Raw genomic sequence first — 17,851 nt, forward strand, 5'->3', positions numbered from 1 at the left:
TATGCCAGTGGTAATGGTAAATGCATCCTCAATTTCATAAATCAGACATTCTTCTAATAATTAATGACCCATATGGAATAGTCTTCAAGTAGCTGATATTCCAGCGATTTTTATCTACGGCCGTCATATCTGCCAGGGGGAGCTTGAACCGTTTCTTATCAGAAATCCTGGTGACTTTTGCAAATAATCCATATTCTTCATCATAATAAGAATCAAAACTTGTCATATTGAATATGTCAGTATAAGACGGACGAGTTTTCTTTAATGTCTCGTATTCCTCTTTTTCTCCCGGACCGAAAATGTAATACTCTTCCCATTTAAAATCTTCAATTCCGGTGATGTGAAGGGGTAACTTTAAGTTTGATTCCAGGTATGACTTGTAGAACAAAAGTGTTTCAATTCGCCTGGAAGTGTCTTCAAAACTATTTTTAAATATCTGTTCAATCCTTTCTTCGCTTTTCTTAAATCCATTACTCATGTCATTTATTTTCAAACTTGTTAAGTTCCTGGCAAAGTGAATACATCAGTGAGAAAGCAGTACAGCCATTGGTAGCAATATCGATTATAGAGTAATTTTCATATGTCCACATTATCATTAAATCATTATTATCGTCACTAATCTCAAATTTGCCTAATTGAGGTAATGCTAAAAGGTATGTATTTACATTATCCGGCAATGAAATCATAAAGTCCTCCTGATCCTCAATGGTCATTTGCAAATAGATTCCCTCCCAGTTGATACCAATTTGAAGCATAATGGATGCAGGTTCATTATACGCATGAATAAAAAGCATATTAACCATATCCTTCCATTCGGCATGAGTCCACTGTTGTAAAGTTTGGTTATACCCTGTCTAATACGGTGATATTGGGCCAGTTAAAACGGTTGATGTAGGGCCACCTAAAACGGAGTCATTGGGCCACTTTCCAATGCAATTTTACGGTAATGATTTGATATTAGTCACTTAGCTTCTTCTTTTTTCTAAATGATTCTCCTGTTAGAGCTATTCGATGAGACGAGTAAACCAGTCTATCTAAAATCGCGTCGGCCATTGTGCTCTCTCCAATTAAGCCATGCCATTGATCGACGGGTATCTGGGTTGCGATAATAGTCGCCTTCTTTTCATATCGCTCTTCAATCAGATCGAGCAGAGTACTTCCCGCAGCCTGGTCAACAGTAGTCAATAAGAAGTCATCTAACATTATCAGGGGGATTTTAGCTATAGCTTTTATTAACTTGGAGTAGGTCCCATCTAATCGTGCCAGTTTGGCTTTGTCCAGTAATCTTGCCACCGGATAATATTGTGTCCGATATAAAAACTGGCAAGCTCTCGTTGCCAGGCAGTGTCCGAGGAATGATTTTCCGGACCCAGTGGGACCTGTAATGATTATATTTTCTGATCTTTCCAGGAACTGTAGTGTAAGCAGCCGTTCTATAACATTCCTATCCAGGTTTCGGTTGCTTTGGTAATCTATATTTTGAGGTGAGGCAACCTGTTTAAATCCCGCTTTCTTAATCAGCCCATCTATCTTGCTTTTTTGCCTGTGTTCCCATTCGGTATCAATCAAAAGAGTAAGGAACTCATCTGTGGTATAATTGTTATAAAGATGATCTGATAGTGCCTGGTGGTATAGTCCTGCCATGGCTTTCATATGCATGCGATGCATTTTTTCTATTGTACTGTTTTCATTCATATAGTTTGATTTGATGATAAAACTGTGTGTTACTTATATTCAGAAGCTCCGCGGATATTGCTGTGAGGAGGAATACAATAGTTCTCAACAGAAGGTTCTTCTTCTTTGTCAAGCCCATGTTTCAAGATTTTTTCTATAGTGTAAAAACTGGCTTTATGGTATTCCAGCGCGCGGAGGCAGGCTTTCTCCAACCTTTGATTAGTATAATCACGCCCCAAAGCAAGAATGCCCTGGCATTGTTTATAACCAATTTCCGGATAAGCATATTGTGATATCAACCTCCTTATGTATTCTATAGCTGATGGTCCTACTTTTGTTGCCTGATCTTCGAAGAACTGTGGGCTCCAGGAGTTGTATGCCTGATGAGTAGATGGCAGGTGATCAGCAATTGTAGTATAATATCCTGGTTTAAAGGAGCGCTTATGGCTGGTTATCCTTGTATGGTTGTAAAAGATCTCGACTATGTCCTGGTTATATTGAACTTCGACCTGCAATCCCTGATATCGGTATGGAACACTGTAATAGTTTTTGTCCTCACTAAGGTATATAAAAGAGGTCTTTTGAACCTTTGCTCTTTTATATTGTCTTAATTGGTACTCTCCTGTGGGTAAGGGTTGTAACCATTCTTTTTCTGTATCAATAAACTCTTGCCTCCTGGTGCTGCCGCCATGAGAAAATAATAAATCATTATATCTTATCAGAAGCTTACTGATATGTTCATTGAGGTCTGTTAGTGAGAAGTAAATATCCTTTGATAGAGGATAATAGATGCGCTGGTAAACCAGTTCCACAGCGCGCTCAACCAATGCCTTATCCTGCTTATGTAAATATTTACATCCGCAGGATTATGGAAACAAATATGTTATGTAAACTTTGCGACTAAGATCCACTGTTTACAGCCATATCCTGCACTAAAAGTTTACATAATATTATCTTCTACATGGGTTAGTAATGTCACTTCCCCTTAAAAGATAATATTATGACTAAAGTTTACCGCTCTTATGGAGCTTTAACAAAGGCGGCTTCTGGATATCTTAAAGACATAGGTAGAAGCGAATCTACTATATCTATGTATAACTGGATCTGGGGGAGGATTAAAAAGTACATGGATATTAACAAGATTGTTCATTGTTCCTCAACAACAGTCGCCGATTATATCAACGCCACCTATGGTTTGCGGCCAATACCATCATTAACGCATCACGAAAAGCATTCCCTGCGGTGCGCCTTATGTTTAATACAATTTGCAGAGACAGGCAGGATGATTGAAGTGATACGTCGCAGGGAATGTGTAGTACTTTCTGGAGAAATTGGTAATGAAATTGCAGCTTATGTCGAATCCAAAAGAAAATTGAGGTTGAATGTCAAAACATTGCACAGTTACTCCTATTATCTATACCAGTTTTTAAAGTACTTAAATGCAAGTGAAATACACGCCTGCAATACAATATCTTCACTCGCCCTGATGAAGTACACGTCAAACTTACTGCCTGAAGCTGCGGGAGCTAAACATCTTGCCTTGTCCATAATCAAAGGTTTTTTGAGATATCTGTATGAACAAAATAAGACAGCCAGAGACTTTTCTGTAATTGTTCCTAAAGACAATTATAAAAAGCAACCAAAGCTGCCATCGACCTATACAAAAGACGAAGTACGTACGATATTAAACTCTATCGATAGAAGCACCGCTTTGGGAAAGAGAGATTATGCTCTGCTAATCCTGGCAGTACGCTTGGGAATGCGAGCTTCTGACATTAGCCGGCTTAAGTTTGAAAATATTCGATGGACTGAGAATAGTATATCTTTTAATCAGTTTAAAACAAATGAAAAAGTGGTGCTTCCGTTAACCACAGATGTTGGCGAAACCCTCATAGATTATATCAAATATGCAAGACCAACCTCCAATGATGCGCATGTTTTTCTTGAAAAGCAGTTCCCTGTTATACCGATTAGTGCTAAGAGAGTGTCATTGACGGCGAGCAGGAATATTACAAAGTCAGGAGTCTTTATTGGTGAGCGAAAACATGGTTCACATGCATTACGACATACAATGGCCAGTTTCTTACTAGAGCAGAAAACGCCCTTACCCGTTATATCAGAATTGCTCGGGCATGCCAGTACACAAACCTCGATGTGCTATTTGCGCATAGATATGGAATCGTTACGCCAATGTGCGATGGAAGTGCCGGTTGTTTCTGAAGCGTTTTATACGCAAAAAGGAGGAGCATTTTATGAATAATAAATATAAGAACCCTGGTATACTGGCGCCTATTGTTCAGGAGTATATCAATATGAGAAAGAACCTTGGCTTTAGATCTGAAGCTCAGAAGTATAGTTTGTTTGCTTTTGATGCTTTTGCTTGCAAAGAAGGACTTTCTTCCGTAACCATTACAAAAGAACTGGCTGAAAAATGGTGTAACAGGCGCCCTGATGAAGCTACAGATACCTGGAGCCACAGAAACTGCTTTTTACGTCAGTTTGCTATCTATTTATCTAATCTTGGATATGATACTTATATTCCCTGTAAGGTATTTACAAAACATGACAACTTCATTCCTTATATATTTTCTGATGATGAACTAGGAGCTATCTTTAAAGCCTGCGACACACTGGATCTTTATGATAAGCATGCCAGAAGCAACCTTTTTGTACTACCGGCTTTTTTTCGAATGCTGGCAGGAACTGGTATTAGAATCGGTGAAGCGTCGGCATTATTGAACAAAGACGTTAATCTTGATCAAGGGTATATCGTTCTACGCAACTGTAAAAACGGTAAAGACCGGATGGTGCCCTTATCAGAATCGCTGGTCGAAGTCTGCAGGCAGTACAGGAAATACAGAGAACTGCTTCCTCATCACAGTGATTGCTTCTTTGTTAAGATGAATGGCTGCCCTTGTCCACCAAATAGCTTCTTTCATTGGTGGACTAAGATACTAAAAGCGGCCTCTATACAACGTCGTGGAAAAACAGTTGGTCCGAGGATACATGATCTTCGACACACTTTTTGTGTTAAATCCATGGCTTCCCTGGCAAAGGAAGGAAAAGATCTGTACTATATACTTCCCATACTGTCTACCTATATTGGCCATCAGTCTATAGCAGCAACTGACAGGTATGTAAGAATGACTTCGGAAATGTACCCTGATCTAATAAGTCAGACCGATAGCATCTGCTTATATATCTTTCCTCACCTCAAAAGCCAGTAATCGTATGAAACAAACTCAATTTGCCAAATACTTAACCTACTTTATGGTGAAATATCTCGTTGGAGAAAGAGGTTGCTCGAAGAATACCGTTGCTGCTTACCGGGATGCAATAAGCCTTTTTATTATCCATATGCGCGATAATCACTACATAAAAGTGGATCATCTTGAATTTATAGACATAACACAGGAGCGTATCGTTGGTTTTTTAGAATGGCTTGAGACCGAAAGGAAATGTAGTATATCCACCCGAAATGTGCGTCTGGCTGCTATCCATGCTTTTGTCCGCTTCCTGATATATAAGTCTCCGGATTATATGGAAGAATGGCAGCGGATACTTGCTATCAAAGTGAAACGAGCCCCCAAAGCAACAGTAGTTTATTTAGGTGCTGACGGCATGAAACTATTATTGGCCCAGCCGGATACATCTACTCCTAAAGGAAGGCGGGATCTGACGCTCTTGTCGCTTATGTACGATTGTGCCGGACGGGTTCAGGAAATAGCTGATCTGGTTCCCGCCAGAGTCAATTTTGGAAAACCAACTTTGTTAAGGGTAACGGGAAAAGGAAATAAAACGCGGCTAATCCCATTGTCAGATCAGGCGACAGCCTCGTTAAAGATATATATGCAGGAAAACAGGCTTTTAGAAGGGAAGGCCACTGAGTACCCCTTGTTCAGTAATGGAAGAGGAAGCAAACTAACACGAATGGCTATTACCATGATACTGAAAAAGTATAGTGCGGCTGCTAGAAAAATAAACCAAGCCTTAATACCTGCCAATGTAAGTCCACACTCCTTAAGGCACAGCAAAGCTATGATGCTGCAACAGAACGGCGTGAACTTAATATGTATACGAGACTTTTTAGGTCATGAGTCAGTGACTACGACCGAAATATATGCCAGAATCGACAACAGGCAGAAACGAGAAGCGATAGAGAAAACAAGTCTTTCTCCAGATCTTTCTGAGGATCCATCCTGGCAAAAAGACAAAGGGCTGTTGAACTGGCTGGAAAGCCTTGCCAAATAAGTGAAGTGTTATGTAAACTTTTGAGTAAGGAAAGTCTTGTAAGTACTCGGGTTAAGCGTCAAAAGTTTACATAACATATTTGTTTCCATAATCCTGCGGATGATATGGTCTGGCAGGGTCAACAGCACATCCGTAAAATAATGCGAAGTTGGCTAGTGTTTTGTTAATTATAGGGGCGTATCTATGCGCCTTATTAACGGCAGATTTTAGATTATCTGATATTATTGCTTGTGGTACACCTCCCAACCATTTTAAACAGGACACAAGGCTGCTTATAAGATCTTCACGCCTTTGTGAGGGAACAGCTTTAACAAAAGTATATTGACTACAGGGTAGTATAGCAACAAATACTTCCACCTCTATCAGTTCTCCGGTAGACTTATTTGTATAACATAATTTATTTCCACAAAAATCAACAAACAGCTTCTCCGCCGCTTTATGTATTAATTTACCCCCTGGAGTGGTTCTCTTCTTCCATTGTCTAAAATGCCAACAGAACTGTGTGTGACGATAACCGTCGGGATGCTTGAGCAGGTACTCATCATGAAGCGCACCAATAGTACAGCCTGGCTTAAGTAATTCCTTTTCAAAATAACTAAAGTAACCGGCCAATATCTCATATCGCTCTTTTTCAGTCTGGCTATCTTCAGAAAATAAATCTATCAGCTCTGCATCTTCCAGCACTGTCAGATCTTCACAAGTCAGCTCCATCTCCTTAAAACGAGCCATGTAACTGTCGACCGTTTTACGGTTGATCTTAAGGTAACCAGCAATTTTACGGTTACTCCATCCCTTTTGCTTAAGGGCAATCAATGAACGTATCTCCATGATGTTAATGCGTTGACCTGCCATGTACCTGGTTTTTAGTAGTACAAGGCTATTAAAATCATGGAAAGTGGCCCAATTACTTCCGTTTAAGGAGAAAATTATATTATAAATTAGCCCAGTGAAGTCCGGAATAAACTTGACAATTGGCCCAATGACCTCCGTTTCTTGTCAATTTTCTTTAGTTTGGCCCAATGGCCTCCGGTGAGATAACTGTTTTTAAATTGGCCCAGAATAATCCGTTTCTATTGGCCCAGCATGTTCCGTTTTAACTGGCCCATTGACCTCCGTCGTAGACAATACCCAGACCATTCCGCTAAAAGGTCATATAAAAGCTCCGTAACGGCTATTCCTAATCCTTCTCTATCAGAACAAGAACCTGTGATCAGCATTCTATTAAAATCGACGATAGTACTGGAATGAATATTGAATGATTGGATTATATTACCTTGCATCTGTGTATTTTTAGCAGCATCTCTACACGCATTTATGATTACTGAGTACCTCCCTTTTTGAATGTAAGCATTAATTCTTTCCATTTATCATCGACATACCGATCTTCTTCACGTATGCTTTTGAAGTGTTTAATAGTCTGTTGCAGTAATAAATCAAATACATCCGGACTTAGTGGCAGTTTGCCGATCTGACCTAAATATTCGAAGGATTCAATAAGAATCATTTGATAAGTCCAACCCTCATCTAATACCATACAAAGTTCGGGCTCAATCGCGAGAATAATAGCAAAGGCAGTTTCCGCAGCAGTAAGGTAGTTTTTTGCATTGATTGATTCTCTCCCTCTCTCCAGAAGACTTCTCGCAATTTTCTCAACAGCATTCTGACCATCATCGCTAATATAATCGTCTCCCTTTTTTTCTTCCGCAATAAAGGCCTTTAGAAAGGTGAGTATTTCAGCAGTCGTTTCCATTGGAACAAACCGGGCTATCATTTCATAAGCAATTGATCGGTCACGCTGAATAAGTTCATCCAGGAAACTATGAGCAGGGCTGGAAGGATTTTTTTCCATTATCATCTTCAGCTGTGCTGTATAGTTTTCAAGGGGGAAAGGAATGGGTACATTTCTTATGTATCTCATTTTTTCACTTTTACTCATATTTTCGGGGATTTGTGAATGATATGAATTGTAAGTTACTAAATCAGACGTTCTTCCAACATAAACTTCCAAGTAATGAAGCCTTTCTGTTCGTTGCTATAGTCATGAACAATCCGGCTAAAATTTTCTGGGGCAGCAGTAATGAAGGCTTGTCTGCCTTGTTGTCTGATAATATCCAGCTGCTTGTCTAAGTCTTTTAAATACATTGGCAGTAGCGACCGCTGCTTTTCGAAATACCAGATATAACTGGCTTCTTCTGTATCCAGAGTTTCTAATATTAGGTGGTACATTTCCTCTCCTTCTATCAGAAATACAAAGGAGAATGGTTGAAGAACAAAGCGGATTTTCAGTATATGTCCGGCATGTTTCTCTGCCAGATAGGGAAGTTGTTGATGATGCTTAAATTGAGGATTCTTTAATATATCTGCAATCAATTCCTCCCCGGATTCATAAAGTGGGTGTCCGTTTTGTAGCTGAGTTATATCCAATACATTTCGTTCAGGTAAAGAAGAATTATTGAGGATTACTTTTGTCACAAATCTGAATCGCACCCCCTCAATGATTTCTTTATTGATTCTCTTTATGTCGGCTGAATCTGCGGATTGTGATACCAGCACTCCATTTTCCAGTTCCGCAAATATGGAGGCCGTAATGTTTCTGTTTTTAAATACCTTAATGAAATAGGGCTTCAGCACCTCAAATTCTGGTCTTATATCTTCATGCGCTATTTCAAATTCAAGTTTCTCATCTGGTTCCTTATAAATATAAGAGAAACCAATGGCTCCATATTTGAATTCGAGTGAATTTATAGGTACGTTAACTTCTTTTTCTATGGTAAGCGAGTTACTTCTAATTACTGGCGTAATTTCTTCGACTGGATCATCAAATAACGATCTCTGTCGAATTAATTTTCTGTAATAGGTATTTCGTTTTAAAAACAGTTTATTCAGGTAATCAATTCTGATATCCCGGTAGTCGTAAATGACGGGAGCTATTTCTGATCGTTGCACCCGGCCAATATATTGAATGAGTTTTCCTTCAAATGAGAATGGATAGACAAGGAAGAGGCACGTAGCATTGTCCAAATCGGTACCTTCTCCAAAGAATTGTCCAGTGGTTATCAACACCTGGTAATTTCCGGATTTTAGTAGTTTCCATTTGGTATCACGGCTGGTTGCGCTATCCTCTCCATTTAATGTGATTGCTTCATATGATTGTTTCAGATATTGATATAATGAATCAATATGCTCTTTACGTTCAGTTAGCACCACGATACGTTTTCCGCTACTGAGCTCTTTGGTTATATCGTTTAGGATCAGATTGTTTCTTGTTGAATCATGTACCAGGATTTTAGACAAGGTTTCAAATCGGTCGGTTTTCTGGTTAAACGGTACATCCAGAGATGTGTCTCGTATAATTATTGTTGCCTGAGGAGAAATCGATACCTGATGGTTATCGATTTCTACAATAACTTCACCTAAATGGATAAAGATAAGTTTGCCATCGCTGTATTTACGGAAAGGAGTCGCAGTAAGCCCATACTGGTAATAGCTTTTGAACTGTTGGATTGTAGTATGGTACGTTTCTGAAGGAATATGATGACATTCATCAATCAATATAGTTCCGAATGAGCTGGTAAGATCCTTATTAGATTCATTGGCGATCGCTTTTGCAAGGCTTTGAATCGTTGCCAATGTTATTAGCTTTCCTGGCTTATATTTTCCCTGTCCGATTTTCCCTATTTCGTGATCGGGAATGCCTAGAAAAGTAGTGATTCGTTCTGCCCATTGTTCCATTAACTGCTTTCTATGAACTACAATTAGAGCAGATTGCTGTTTATTGGCAATTATTTTTAATCCTATCAAGGTTTTACCAGAACCGGGAGGTGCCACTATTACCCCTATATGCTTATTTTCTGTTGCGGAAACACCAATTTGCTGATAATCCCGCAATGTTGCCTCAAAACGATAAAGCTGGTTAGGTTGTTGTTTACGTTGATCTTCTAATTTGTAGACGATATTTTTTTCCTTACAAAAATCAAGCAGTTTTCTGATAAAGCCACGGGGGATAAAAATAAGATCGCTTGTTTCTTCAATGTATTTGAAATAGCGTTTGCTTTTATATGTGCTTTTACCTGCCTTCTGCCGGATAAAGAATTCTGTGTTAGCAATATTCAGCTCTTCTCGTAAATAGTTAATCAGAATTACAGGCAGGCCATTTCTTGCTATAGTGATTACGTTATTTAAATATATAGTTAAGCCTTGATTAGGCAGCGTATTTATTGATAATTCAGAAGGGGGCGACTTAGCATACAGATTATCCAGGGTAGCTATGCACGCTCTAGTTACGGTAGTAAGAAATTGCCATTGGTCTGGATAAGGTTCCATTGTTTTAGGAGCAACAAAACAGCTATTCCCATTATCCATGGCCGGTTTATGAAAGGGAAGTGCGATTAGGTTACCAAGTGGTTTTCCGGAAAGTGAATCCTGGTTAGGAAATAGTCTGTCAAAACTGGAATTTTTATCGAATGTTGATATGATACGAGCTTCTATTAGTAATGAAAGCATTATTTTCCGGCTCTTCATTGCCGGATAGGCCTGCTCGAAAAATACCCAGACATGCGCGCCATTTCCAGAACGAGAGCGTTCCAGGTAAGCTGTAATTTCTTTTTTCTGACAAAAGGCCACAAACTTGCGACTATCATCTACCCAAGTTTCTTCGTCAAAATCTGCGACTATGAACCAGGATGTATCATCTGTTAATAAGGGATAGAGACCAATAAGGTGGCTTCCGTTTAAATGTTTATATATCTGTGCTTCTGTTAATGGTTGGTATGTTTTTTCCGGAAAATTACTAAGCGTACCGCCTTTCATTTTGTGCACTTTATACCGGTATGGATCAAAATTATAAGCCGGCATATAGCCGGTTTTACTACCGTTTTCCCAGTATAATGCGAAAACATCTTGCCTGCCTTTGAAGAGTGCAGTGAAAAGGCTTATATTATATTCAGGGATCATAGTAGATCGATTAATGGGTTGGTTTAAAGGCGAAAAGGATACGATGTGAAAATTATAAGGTTGTCTTTTTCGCCTATTATTAGCTCATATGAAATGGGTTAGATAGTGTACCAGGTACCTTTTCCAATTCCATTTTTCTGAAGACGCTTTGTCTCTACCAACATCTCTAAATGTTTTTTAGTGGTATTGCGATTTGCATTGGTTATAGTAACAATATCACTGATAGTTGCTTTCCCTCTGGATTGCACCAATTGTAATATCTGAAGGGATAATTCAGGAAGTTGCATAAGGAGCAGATTTTCCTTTTCAACCTTTGCTTCCAGCCGTCTCTTTTGTCGTTGTAAAGCACGAAGAAAAAATAGCAGCCATGGTTGCCAATCAGGACTTTCACTTTTTAGTGTTCCCTGTGTTTGCCGTAATGCAAGATAATACCCTTCCTTGCTTTGTTCGATCACGGCCTCAAGAGAACTATAAGGAACATAATGATATCCTTCCTTAAGCAGGAGATATGTTGTCAATATTCGGGAAAGCCTTCCGTTTCCATCCTGGAAAGGATGTATTGCAAGAAACTCGACAATAGCCATTGCAGTGACTAATAGCGGGTGCAGGCTTTTTGTCGCATAGGCATCTGTTGCCCATTCAATTAAATCCTGCATACGAATCGGTGTCTCAAAAGGGCTTGATGTTTCAAATACAACCCCGATAGATTTACCAGTGCTATCAAAGGCTTCTACATGATTAGGTGATTTCTTATAACTTCCCCGATGCCAATTATCTTTTTCACTATGTTTTAATAATAGTGAATGCATTTGCTGAATATAGTTTTCAGAGAGCGGGATTTCAGTATAACTCTGAAAGAGCAAATTCATAACAGTTGAGTAACCTGCTACTTCTTGTTCATCTCTTGTTGTAAACTTTTGTATTTCAAGATTGGATAGGAGGGCTTCTACTTGTTTATCAGTAAGTTTACTTCCCTCAATACGAGTTGATGATCCGATACTTTCAATTGTAGCAACTTTTTTTAAGGAAGAAAGTTGTTCAGGGGCAAGTTGCCCCAAAGCACGCCATGCTCCTTTGAACTCATCTATTTCAGCTATTAGTGATAGTATTTCTGGCGTTATGTTTAAGGAAGCGGAATTTATCATACCCATAAATTTACCCATAAATACCCATATAATTGTTGGATACCCATAAAATTATCTATAAATACCCGAAAATAGGATGGGAATTTGATTTAGATATTGAGGCTGAGGTGATTTCTGGAATGGAAAAAGGGGAACTTCGAACCTATATATTTTTAAAAAACAAGGAATTAAATAGGGTAGTAAATTATTATAAAATAGGAAACCCACTCTTAGAGCGGGTTTCCTATTTTAGGTGCCCAGAACTGGAACGATCTGGGCTCTGAATATCAATTATTTACGAAGATTGCTTGTCAAATTCTTGTCAAAGATTTAGAACCAAGAGGAAGATTATCAGTTTTGGAGGCTTCCCAATTCATTCTACTTGTCAATAGCAAATATACGGGATATGGCTAATCTATTGCCCTTCGAGCTTTTGTTTCCAGTAATTTATTTTGTTAAGTCTATCATTTGATAAAACGGTAAGAAAATCAAAGTCTCGATCTTTATAATCAACAAAAAAATCTGTATCAGAATCAAAAGCCACATGATAGACCTCTTTTATGACACCTTCAGCCATATCGATTAAGGGTTTGAGATCGTCTATAAGAATATTACTATAATCTACTTCCTCCTTTTTATTAGGTTTATCAGTATGACTGTAAAATCGATCTCTTAAACCCCATACAACATTTATAGTTTCTTTTTTTTCTTCTAGGAAATCAGCCCATTGTTTCAAAACCACACTGCTAAGTCCGACTTGCTTATACTCTGGTTTATTTTCAAAATACTTTATTAGGTTTTGAATATTATAATGATGAGCATCTCTAGGTATGAATAATTTTGCGACCTCTATTACCAAATTGCGCCAATAAATATGGGCAGTATTTTTGAAAAATTTTGAGCTATTAAGGTAATCTGCTTCATCCTGGTTCTTTGCACCATAAAGTCTAATACAATATAAATAACAAAGTTTACATTCATATGTAATTTTCCAAAATTCACGAATCCAGTCATGTAACTCCTTATACTTATCTTCATTATAAAATTTCTTATTACTCTCCATTACTTTTAGAGGTTTTTAGGGAAGCTATAGTTATGTGATTTATAATCAATATTTTTTAGTTAAAAATTAAATTGCTACTATTAATGTAACAAGTATAAACCCCTAAAACTGGGAATATTTCAAGAAGTGAAAGTTGAAAAATTGAGGAAACTAGTTTTTAACCTTCACTCTATCACCAAAGATAGTCATTTCATCCGTTTCGACTAGCCCAGCATCAACATAATACACACCACTCAAAATACAAACTAGTTGGTATTTCTAATTTTACTAGTTAATCCTATCTTAGCATTTTGCAAACTCTACCACTATTTGTTCATTTATTACTAAGGCTAAGGAAATTAGATGTCTTTCAATAGTCTATCGGACAGTATTTAGTTGTTCAATTTTTATACCTATTCGGGTTATAGTTTTGGCTAATAGTTCACATAAGGCCTTAATTGGTATAAAAATTATTGTGTAAGATTGAGGATTTATATATTGGAATTATTTGTCTAAATCTCCTAATACCAATGCTTATATAATATTGCTAGAGAGGCAAAATATAATTTACTATAAATAATGTTTCGAGAGTCATGAAAGTAACTGACTATTATTACGAAATGGGTAAAAACGCCCTAAACATTTTAGATAAATCATTAGAAGATGGAGATCTAGATTTACTTTCTTCTAATCATTCGTTCTTGTATGATTTTGCAAACTGGTTAGATGTATTAAAAGAAAGACCCGAAGAAAGCATTCTTCATAATGCTATTAAAGAATATCAAATAGGCATCTTATCTAATAATTTGGGGCTTTATCAGCAGGCTTTTATGGGACTTCGGTTTTTTTTGGAGAGAACTTTGGTGGCCATATTGTTCTCCGCTAATGAGATTGAGTTGAATTTGTGGAAGATTGGAGAAAGAGATACATATTGGAATGAGCTAATGGATAAAGAGAAAGGAGTTTTCTCACATAAATTTTGCAGGGCATTTTTCCCTGAATTGAAGGGAGAAATAAATCATTTTAGTGCAATAACATCTAAAGTTTATCGGGAATGCTCTGAATATGTACATGGTAACCAGACTATCATTGAAAAAATTCCTAATACCCTTGAGTACTCTGAAGTACTTTTTAAAGAATGGAACACTAAAGCCGATATTATAAGAAGAGTAGTACTTTTTTCATTATGTCTAAGATATTTAAAGCACCTTAAATCTGAGAATGTCAGAAAAATTGAAAGTTCAATTTCCGATGAATTTAATTCTATAAGTCAAATAATTGAAATAATTAATAGATAAACAATGTCAGAATTACTGTTCAGAACAGAGGATATTCCCAATGAAGATATCCTTGGATTATTTGTAGAAACAAGTCAGGATAGAGATATAATTGATAAATTAAAATCTATTTCTCCAATTATATTAGTTGGTAGTCGAGGTGTTGGGAAATCATTTTTAATGAAGGTGACTGAAGAAGAACTTAATAGAAGTTTTAAAAAAGAGAGGGTATTACCCGTATATCTTACATTTAATAAAAGTTCCTTAATTCATTCTAATGATCGTAAGCAATTTACTCATTGGATGCTCTCCTTGGTTTGCACTAAAATTATAAGGCAATTAAGACGAAAGGGATTACTAGCAAGTATACCACAATCTATTAACGTATTAAGTGGCGGTACTTATTCTGATGATTCGCTTAAAATAGAAGGCGTTGCGAAGAACTATGAAGATTCTTGGAAAAATCCAAGGGCCAACATTGATACAGGTATAATACCGACCATTGATGATTTCAAAGATGCGATTCAAGAGATTTGTGAAGACTTAGAAATTAAAAGAATAAATCTTTTAATTGATGAGGCTGCACATATATTTAGACCTGAACAGCAAAGGCAGTTTTTTACTTTATTCAGAGATCTCCGATCACCATTTATATCTTGTAACGCAGCCGTTTATCCTGGTGTTACGTCATATGGTGAAATTTTTCAATATTCTCAGGATGCAACGTTTATTAACATCAATAGAGATGTTTTTTCATCTACTTACATTGAAAGAATGAGAGAAATCGTTGAAAAACAAGCTAATTCAGATAGTAAATTATTGAATGAAATTTCAAAAAATAAAAATAATTTCGAAGTACTTGCCTATGCTGCTTCTGGCAACCCTCGTTTCCTTTTGAAAACTATATCTAGAGCGTTTAATCTAAGTTCGTCTCAATTGAATGAAACAGTTAGGGAGTTTTACAAGGTAGAGTTATTGGCCGAGCATACTAATTTAAGTGAAAAGTACCCAGGACAAAAGGGACTTATAGATTGGGGACGGGCTTTTATTGAAAATACTGTTTTGGTTGAACTACAAAAGAAAAATAATAACTATTTAAGTAGTGATAGACAAACGTCTTGTTTTATTTGGGTTCATAAAGATATTCCTCAAACGGTTAAGGAAGCATTAAGATTATTGGAGTATACGGGGATTATTCAAGAGCACGGAAAAGGAATTAAATCTTCTATGTCAGAAGTTGGAACAAGATATTTAATAAATATAGGCTGCTTGTTTGCACAAGAGGCAACACCTTCTAGTACTGCTTTATTAATTGCCCGTAATATAACGTCTAAGAAGATGACTGAATTTGGAATGAATAATACTAGTTTTAGACCTTTGATTGATGAGATACCAAACTTTATAGAAAATGATACAACAGAAATTCTTGAGAAGGAACTTAATAAATCTATCGATGTATTAGATTTGACAAATTGGATTAAAGAAACACTTAGGGGCATTAAGATAATAACTATAGAAGATATTCTAAATACTACAGAGGAAAACTTGAAAACAGCATATTATGTTGGGGAAAAAAGGGCTAGGTTAGTAAAAAGTGCAGCTATTGCATCTGTATATGAATACTTAAATGGATAAATCAAGTTAGATTACTCCAAAATATAGTTAAGAATTGATTAAGGATCATGCCTCATTTTAATGGGTATGATCCACTTTTTTGGGATTCTCTCAATACCAGTTTATATCGCCTATTAAAGTTCTAAACTTTTCCCGTTATTTATTTCTGAAATGGTTATATCCATAAACTCATCGCCTGCAATTGGAATATCAACTTCAAGGGTTATATCGATATTCTTTTCTCTACTAACTGATTCTTTCATTGTTCCCGAATAATTCCATTCCTGGTTATCTTCATCATACCAACCATTATTATAATCAGGAAATTCAATCTCAACCTCTATTATTAGTTTTGCAAATCCGGTAAGAATAACAGAATGGTCATTTATAGATGTTATTTGAAAATCCTCGTAAAGCAAAACGTCAGAGTCGTAAATTTCAATTTCAATTATCTCAGTAGGAGTGAATTTTCTATATGTGTATTTGTCTTCCAGTTCATTTTGGACCCATTCTTCAATTTCCTTGATAAATAATTCTCTTTTCTTTTCGAATAATTTTGTAGCTAAATCTAGTCTCTTCTGTCTCTTCGCTTCTATTTCTAATTTTCGTAGTTTTTCGTCTAAGTATTCGCCTAGTGAAGACGTGATTTTTAAATATATACTCCGATAATTAATTATGTCTTTATCAGCAGAAATAACAATACATTTTTGAGAATTTTCTATACACCATTGTTCTAATGATGCCATAGTAAATGCATCGGGAAATTCGTGTTTTTTTTCTCCGCTACTAAATGGATAAGTATTGGAAAAATATTTCTCAAATACATTGCCAATATTTAAAACAGGATAATTAATTATGAGAGTTCCAACGGATTGCATCTTGCTTTCAAAAAGGCTCAACAGCTCATGAATTACCTCATCTTCTTTAAACTTTTCAAATCGATTAACTAAAGCTGGAATATTCCTTATAATTTTGGCCTTTTCACGATATGCTTTATATCCCGTTAATGCTTCAGCCGTCCTCTTTATAATTCTTGCTTGTATCTCCTTATACGTAATCATAGGCATTACTATTTGAATATGTTTTTCCGTTGAAAGCCTATATAATTCTTGAATATGTTTACCCTCCAAAAAATTTTCGCTTTCAAATATCGATGTGTCTATAAACACGTATTCCATATTGCTAACCTTTGTTTACTATTTATTTTTTTGAAAAGGAGGCATTTCATCATAAGTATGACCATTCAGCAGTCTGCCAGCTTTCTTTTTTCTAGTTCCTCCCCATTGTTTAAAGAAAAAGGCCACGTTGGCAGATTTACATTGATCCATTATATCAAGTACCCATTCAGGTTTCATTTCTCTTACTTTTCGACCACTTTCCCCTCCAACAATAACCCAATCAATCCCTGATAAATTTAATTCTGTTAGCGGGCCGATTAAAGGTTCACATGACAAAAACTTCACTCTTGCATTTGTAGTTCTCAAGAACTCTACTCTTTTCAAAACTTTCTCATTTTCTACTGATACTCCCATCCAAATATTGTGAGTCCATTTTAACTCATTATGGATCTGTGATAGGCGTTCTGCCCTTTTAGTCAAAATTTGGAATGTATGTTGTGGATTTTCATTCATCACCTTGAACACCTTTTTTATAAAATCCAGAGGAACTTTTTCATGAAACAAATCACTCATGGAGTTAACAAAAACAACTTTCTGTTTCTTCCAGGTATAAGGAATGGACAATGCGTTTTCATGTAATCTTACTTTGAAAGCATCTTTATATTTTTCGATTCCCATTGCTTGCAATCTTTTGGCCATAACCTCTGCATAACAATATTTACAACCTGCAGATATTTTGGTGCATCCGGTAACTGGATTCCAGGTCATTTCAGTCCATTCTATTGATGATTGTGCCAT

16 protein-coding genes are annotated in these 17,851 nt (G+C 36.7%); 5 read left to right on the forward strand and 11 right to left on the reverse strand.

Going from position 1 to position 17,851, the window contains the following annotated elements; all coding sequences use genetic code 11:
- Positions 1–34 precede the first annotated feature (34 nt).
- The 4 genes from QQL36_RS17705 to QQL36_RS17720 all read right to left on the reverse strand — a co-directional run bounded on the left by QQL36_RS17705 (position 35) and on the right by QQL36_RS17720 (position 2,501).
- On the reverse strand, positions 35–478 hold the full coding sequence (locus QQL36_RS17705) for a hypothetical protein (protein WP_321570478.1): 444 nt from the start codon (positions 476–478) through the stop codon (positions 35–37).
- A 1-nt stretch (position 479) separates the two neighbouring features.
- The gene (locus tag QQL36_RS17710) at positions 480–803 is read right to left on the reverse strand and encodes a hypothetical protein (protein WP_321570479.1); all 324 of its coding nucleotides are present in this window, start codon (positions 801–803) and stop codon (positions 480–482) included.
- A 154-nt stretch (positions 804–957) separates the two neighbouring features.
- The gene (gene istB, locus QQL36_RS17715; RefSeq protein ID WP_321570480.1) at positions 958–1,695 is read right to left on the reverse strand and encodes an IS21-like element helper ATPase IstB; all 738 of its coding nucleotides are present in this window, start codon (positions 1,693–1,695) and stop codon (positions 958–960) included.
- 29 nt (positions 1,696–1,724) lie between these two features.
- Entirely contained in the window at positions 1,725–2,501 is a 777-nt protein-coding gene (locus QQL36_RS17720) for a Mu transposase domain-containing protein (RefSeq protein WP_321570481.1), read from the reverse strand.
- Between the two features lie 173 nt (positions 2,502–2,674).
- Between QQL36_RS17720 and QQL36_RS17725 the strand changes: the two genes are divergently transcribed.
- Genes QQL36_RS17725 through QQL36_RS17735 form a run of 3 tightly spaced genes read left to right on the forward strand, consistent with a single transcriptional unit; the run spans position 2,675 to position 5,925 of the window.
- Entirely contained in the window at positions 2,675–3,934 is a 1,260-nt protein-coding gene (locus QQL36_RS17725) for a site-specific integrase (protein ID WP_321568522.1), read from the forward strand.
- Positions 3,927–4,901: a tyrosine-type recombinase/integrase gene (locus QQL36_RS17730; protein WP_321568521.1), complete on the forward strand. Its 975-nt coding sequence runs from the start codon at positions 3,927–3,929 to the stop codon at positions 4,899–4,901. Before QQL36_RS17725 ends, QQL36_RS17730 begins: the two co-directional genes overlap by 8 nt.
- Before the next feature lie 4 nt (positions 4,902–4,905).
- Positions 4,906–5,925: a tyrosine-type recombinase/integrase gene (locus QQL36_RS17735; protein ID WP_321568520.1), complete on the forward strand. Its 1,020-nt coding sequence runs from the start codon at positions 4,906–4,908 to the stop codon at positions 5,923–5,925.
- 66 nt (positions 5,926–5,991) lie between these two features.
- On the opposite strand, the gene QQL36_RS17740 is transcribed toward QQL36_RS17735, so the two are convergent.
- From QQL36_RS17740 to QQL36_RS17760, 5 genes are all read right to left on the reverse strand, one after another.
- Complete coding sequence (locus QQL36_RS17740; RefSeq protein WP_321570482.1) at positions 5,992–6,777, reverse strand: DDE-type integrase/transposase/recombinase; 786 nt, start codon at positions 6,775–6,777, stop codon at positions 5,992–5,994.
- 466 nt (positions 6,778–7,243) lie between these two features.
- On the reverse strand, positions 7,244–7,861 hold the full coding sequence (locus tag QQL36_RS17745) for a hypothetical protein (protein WP_321570483.1): 618 nt from the start codon (positions 7,859–7,861) through the stop codon (positions 7,244–7,246).
- A gap of 38 nt (positions 7,862–7,899) precedes the next feature.
- Positions 7,900–10,878, reverse strand: coding sequence for a TOTE conflict system archaeo-eukaryotic primase domain-containing protein (locus QQL36_RS17750; protein WP_321570484.1), 2,979 nt, complete (start codon positions 10,876–10,878; stop codon positions 7,900–7,902).
- Between the two features lie 98 nt (positions 10,879–10,976).
- Positions 10,977–12,041, reverse strand: coding sequence for a Fic family protein (locus QQL36_RS17755; protein WP_321570485.1), 1,065 nt, complete (start codon positions 12,039–12,041; stop codon positions 10,977–10,979).
- A gap of 376 nt (positions 12,042–12,417) precedes the next feature.
- Positions 12,418–13,065, reverse strand: coding sequence for a hypothetical protein (locus tag QQL36_RS17760; RefSeq protein ID WP_321570486.1), 648 nt, complete (start codon positions 13,063–13,065; stop codon positions 12,418–12,420).
- A 572-nt stretch (positions 13,066–13,637) separates the two neighbouring features.
- On the opposite strand from QQL36_RS17760, the gene QQL36_RS17765 reads away from it, so the two are divergent.
- Positions 13,638–14,342, forward strand: a complete 705-nt coding sequence (locus QQL36_RS17765; RefSeq protein WP_321570487.1) for a hypothetical protein — start codon at positions 13,638–13,640, stop codon at positions 14,340–14,342.
- 3 nt (positions 14,343–14,345) lie between these two features.
- The gene (locus QQL36_RS17770) at positions 14,346–15,956 is read left to right on the forward strand and encodes a hypothetical protein (RefSeq protein WP_321570488.1); all 1,611 of its coding nucleotides are present in this window, start codon (positions 14,346–14,348) and stop codon (positions 15,954–15,956) included.
- Between the two features lie 113 nt (positions 15,957–16,069).
- On the opposite strand, the gene QQL36_RS17775 is transcribed toward QQL36_RS17770, so the two are convergent.
- Both QQL36_RS17775 and QQL36_RS17780 read right to left on the reverse strand, forming a co-directional pair.
- Positions 16,070–17,113: a PIN domain-containing protein gene (locus tag QQL36_RS17775; RefSeq protein ID WP_321570489.1), complete on the reverse strand. Its 1,044-nt coding sequence runs from the start codon at positions 17,111–17,113 to the stop codon at positions 16,070–16,072.
- A gap of 18 nt (positions 17,114–17,131) precedes the next feature.
- A complete protein-coding gene (locus QQL36_RS17780; RefSeq protein ID WP_321570490.1) occupies positions 17,132–17,851 on the reverse strand; it encodes a phage Gp37/Gp68 family protein in 720 nt (239 codons plus the stop codon).

It is taken from the genome of Chitinophaga sp. LS1 (assembly GCF_034274695.1).
Taxonomy (GTDB): domain Bacteria; phylum Bacteroidota; class Bacteroidia; order Chitinophagales; family Chitinophagaceae; genus Chitinophaga.

Bases quoted from the DNA above. Each gene is read 5' to 3' on its own strand.
- QQL36_RS17705 (WP_321570478.1), bottom strand. From the start codon at position 478: ATGAGTAATGGATTTAAGAAAAGCGAAGAAAGGATTGAACAGATATTT.
- QQL36_RS17710 (WP_321570479.1), bottom strand. From the start codon at position 803: ATGGTTAATATGCTTTTTATTCATGCGTATAATGAACCTGCATCCATT.
- istB (WP_321570480.1), bottom strand. From the start codon at position 1,695: ATGAATGAAAACAGTACAATAGAAAAAATGCATCGCATGCATATGAAA.
- QQL36_RS17725 (WP_321568522.1), top strand. From the start codon at position 2,675: ATGACTAAAGTTTACCGCTCTTATGGAGCTTTAACAAAGGCGGCTTCT.
- QQL36_RS17730 (WP_321568521.1), top strand. From the start codon at position 3,927: ATGAATAATAAATATAAGAACCCTGGTATACTGGCGCCTATTGTTCAG.
- QQL36_RS17735 (WP_321568520.1), top strand. From the start codon at position 4,906: ATGAAACAAACTCAATTTGCCAAATACTTAACCTACTTTATGGTGAAA.
- QQL36_RS17740 (WP_321570482.1), bottom strand. From the start codon at position 6,777: ATGGCAGGTCAACGCATTAACATCATGGAGATACGTTCATTGATTGCC.
- QQL36_RS17745 (WP_321570483.1), bottom strand. From the start codon at position 7,861: ATGAGTAAAAGTGAAAAAATGAGATACATAAGAAATGTACCCATTCCT.
- QQL36_RS17750 (WP_321570484.1), bottom strand. From the start codon at position 10,878: ATGATCCCTGAATATAATATAAGCCTTTTCACTGCACTCTTCAAAGGC.
- QQL36_RS17755 (WP_321570485.1), bottom strand. From the start codon at position 12,041: ATGGGTAAATTTATGGGTATGATAAATTCCGCTTCCTTAAACATAACG.
- QQL36_RS17760 (WP_321570486.1), bottom strand. From the start codon at position 13,065: ATGGAGAGTAATAAGAAATTTTATAATGAAGATAAGTATAAGGAGTTA.
- QQL36_RS17765 (WP_321570487.1), top strand. From the start codon at position 13,638: ATGAAAGTAACTGACTATTATTACGAAATGGGTAAAAACGCCCTAAAC.
- QQL36_RS17770 (WP_321570488.1), top strand. From the start codon at position 14,346: ATGTCAGAATTACTGTTCAGAACAGAGGATATTCCCAATGAAGATATC.
- QQL36_RS17775 (WP_321570489.1), bottom strand. From the start codon at position 17,113: ATGGAATACGTGTTTATAGACACATCGATATTTGAAAGCGAAAATTTT.
- QQL36_RS17780 (WP_321570490.1), bottom strand. From the start codon at position 17,851: ATGGCACAATCATCAATAGAATGGACTGAAATGACCTGGAATCCAGTT.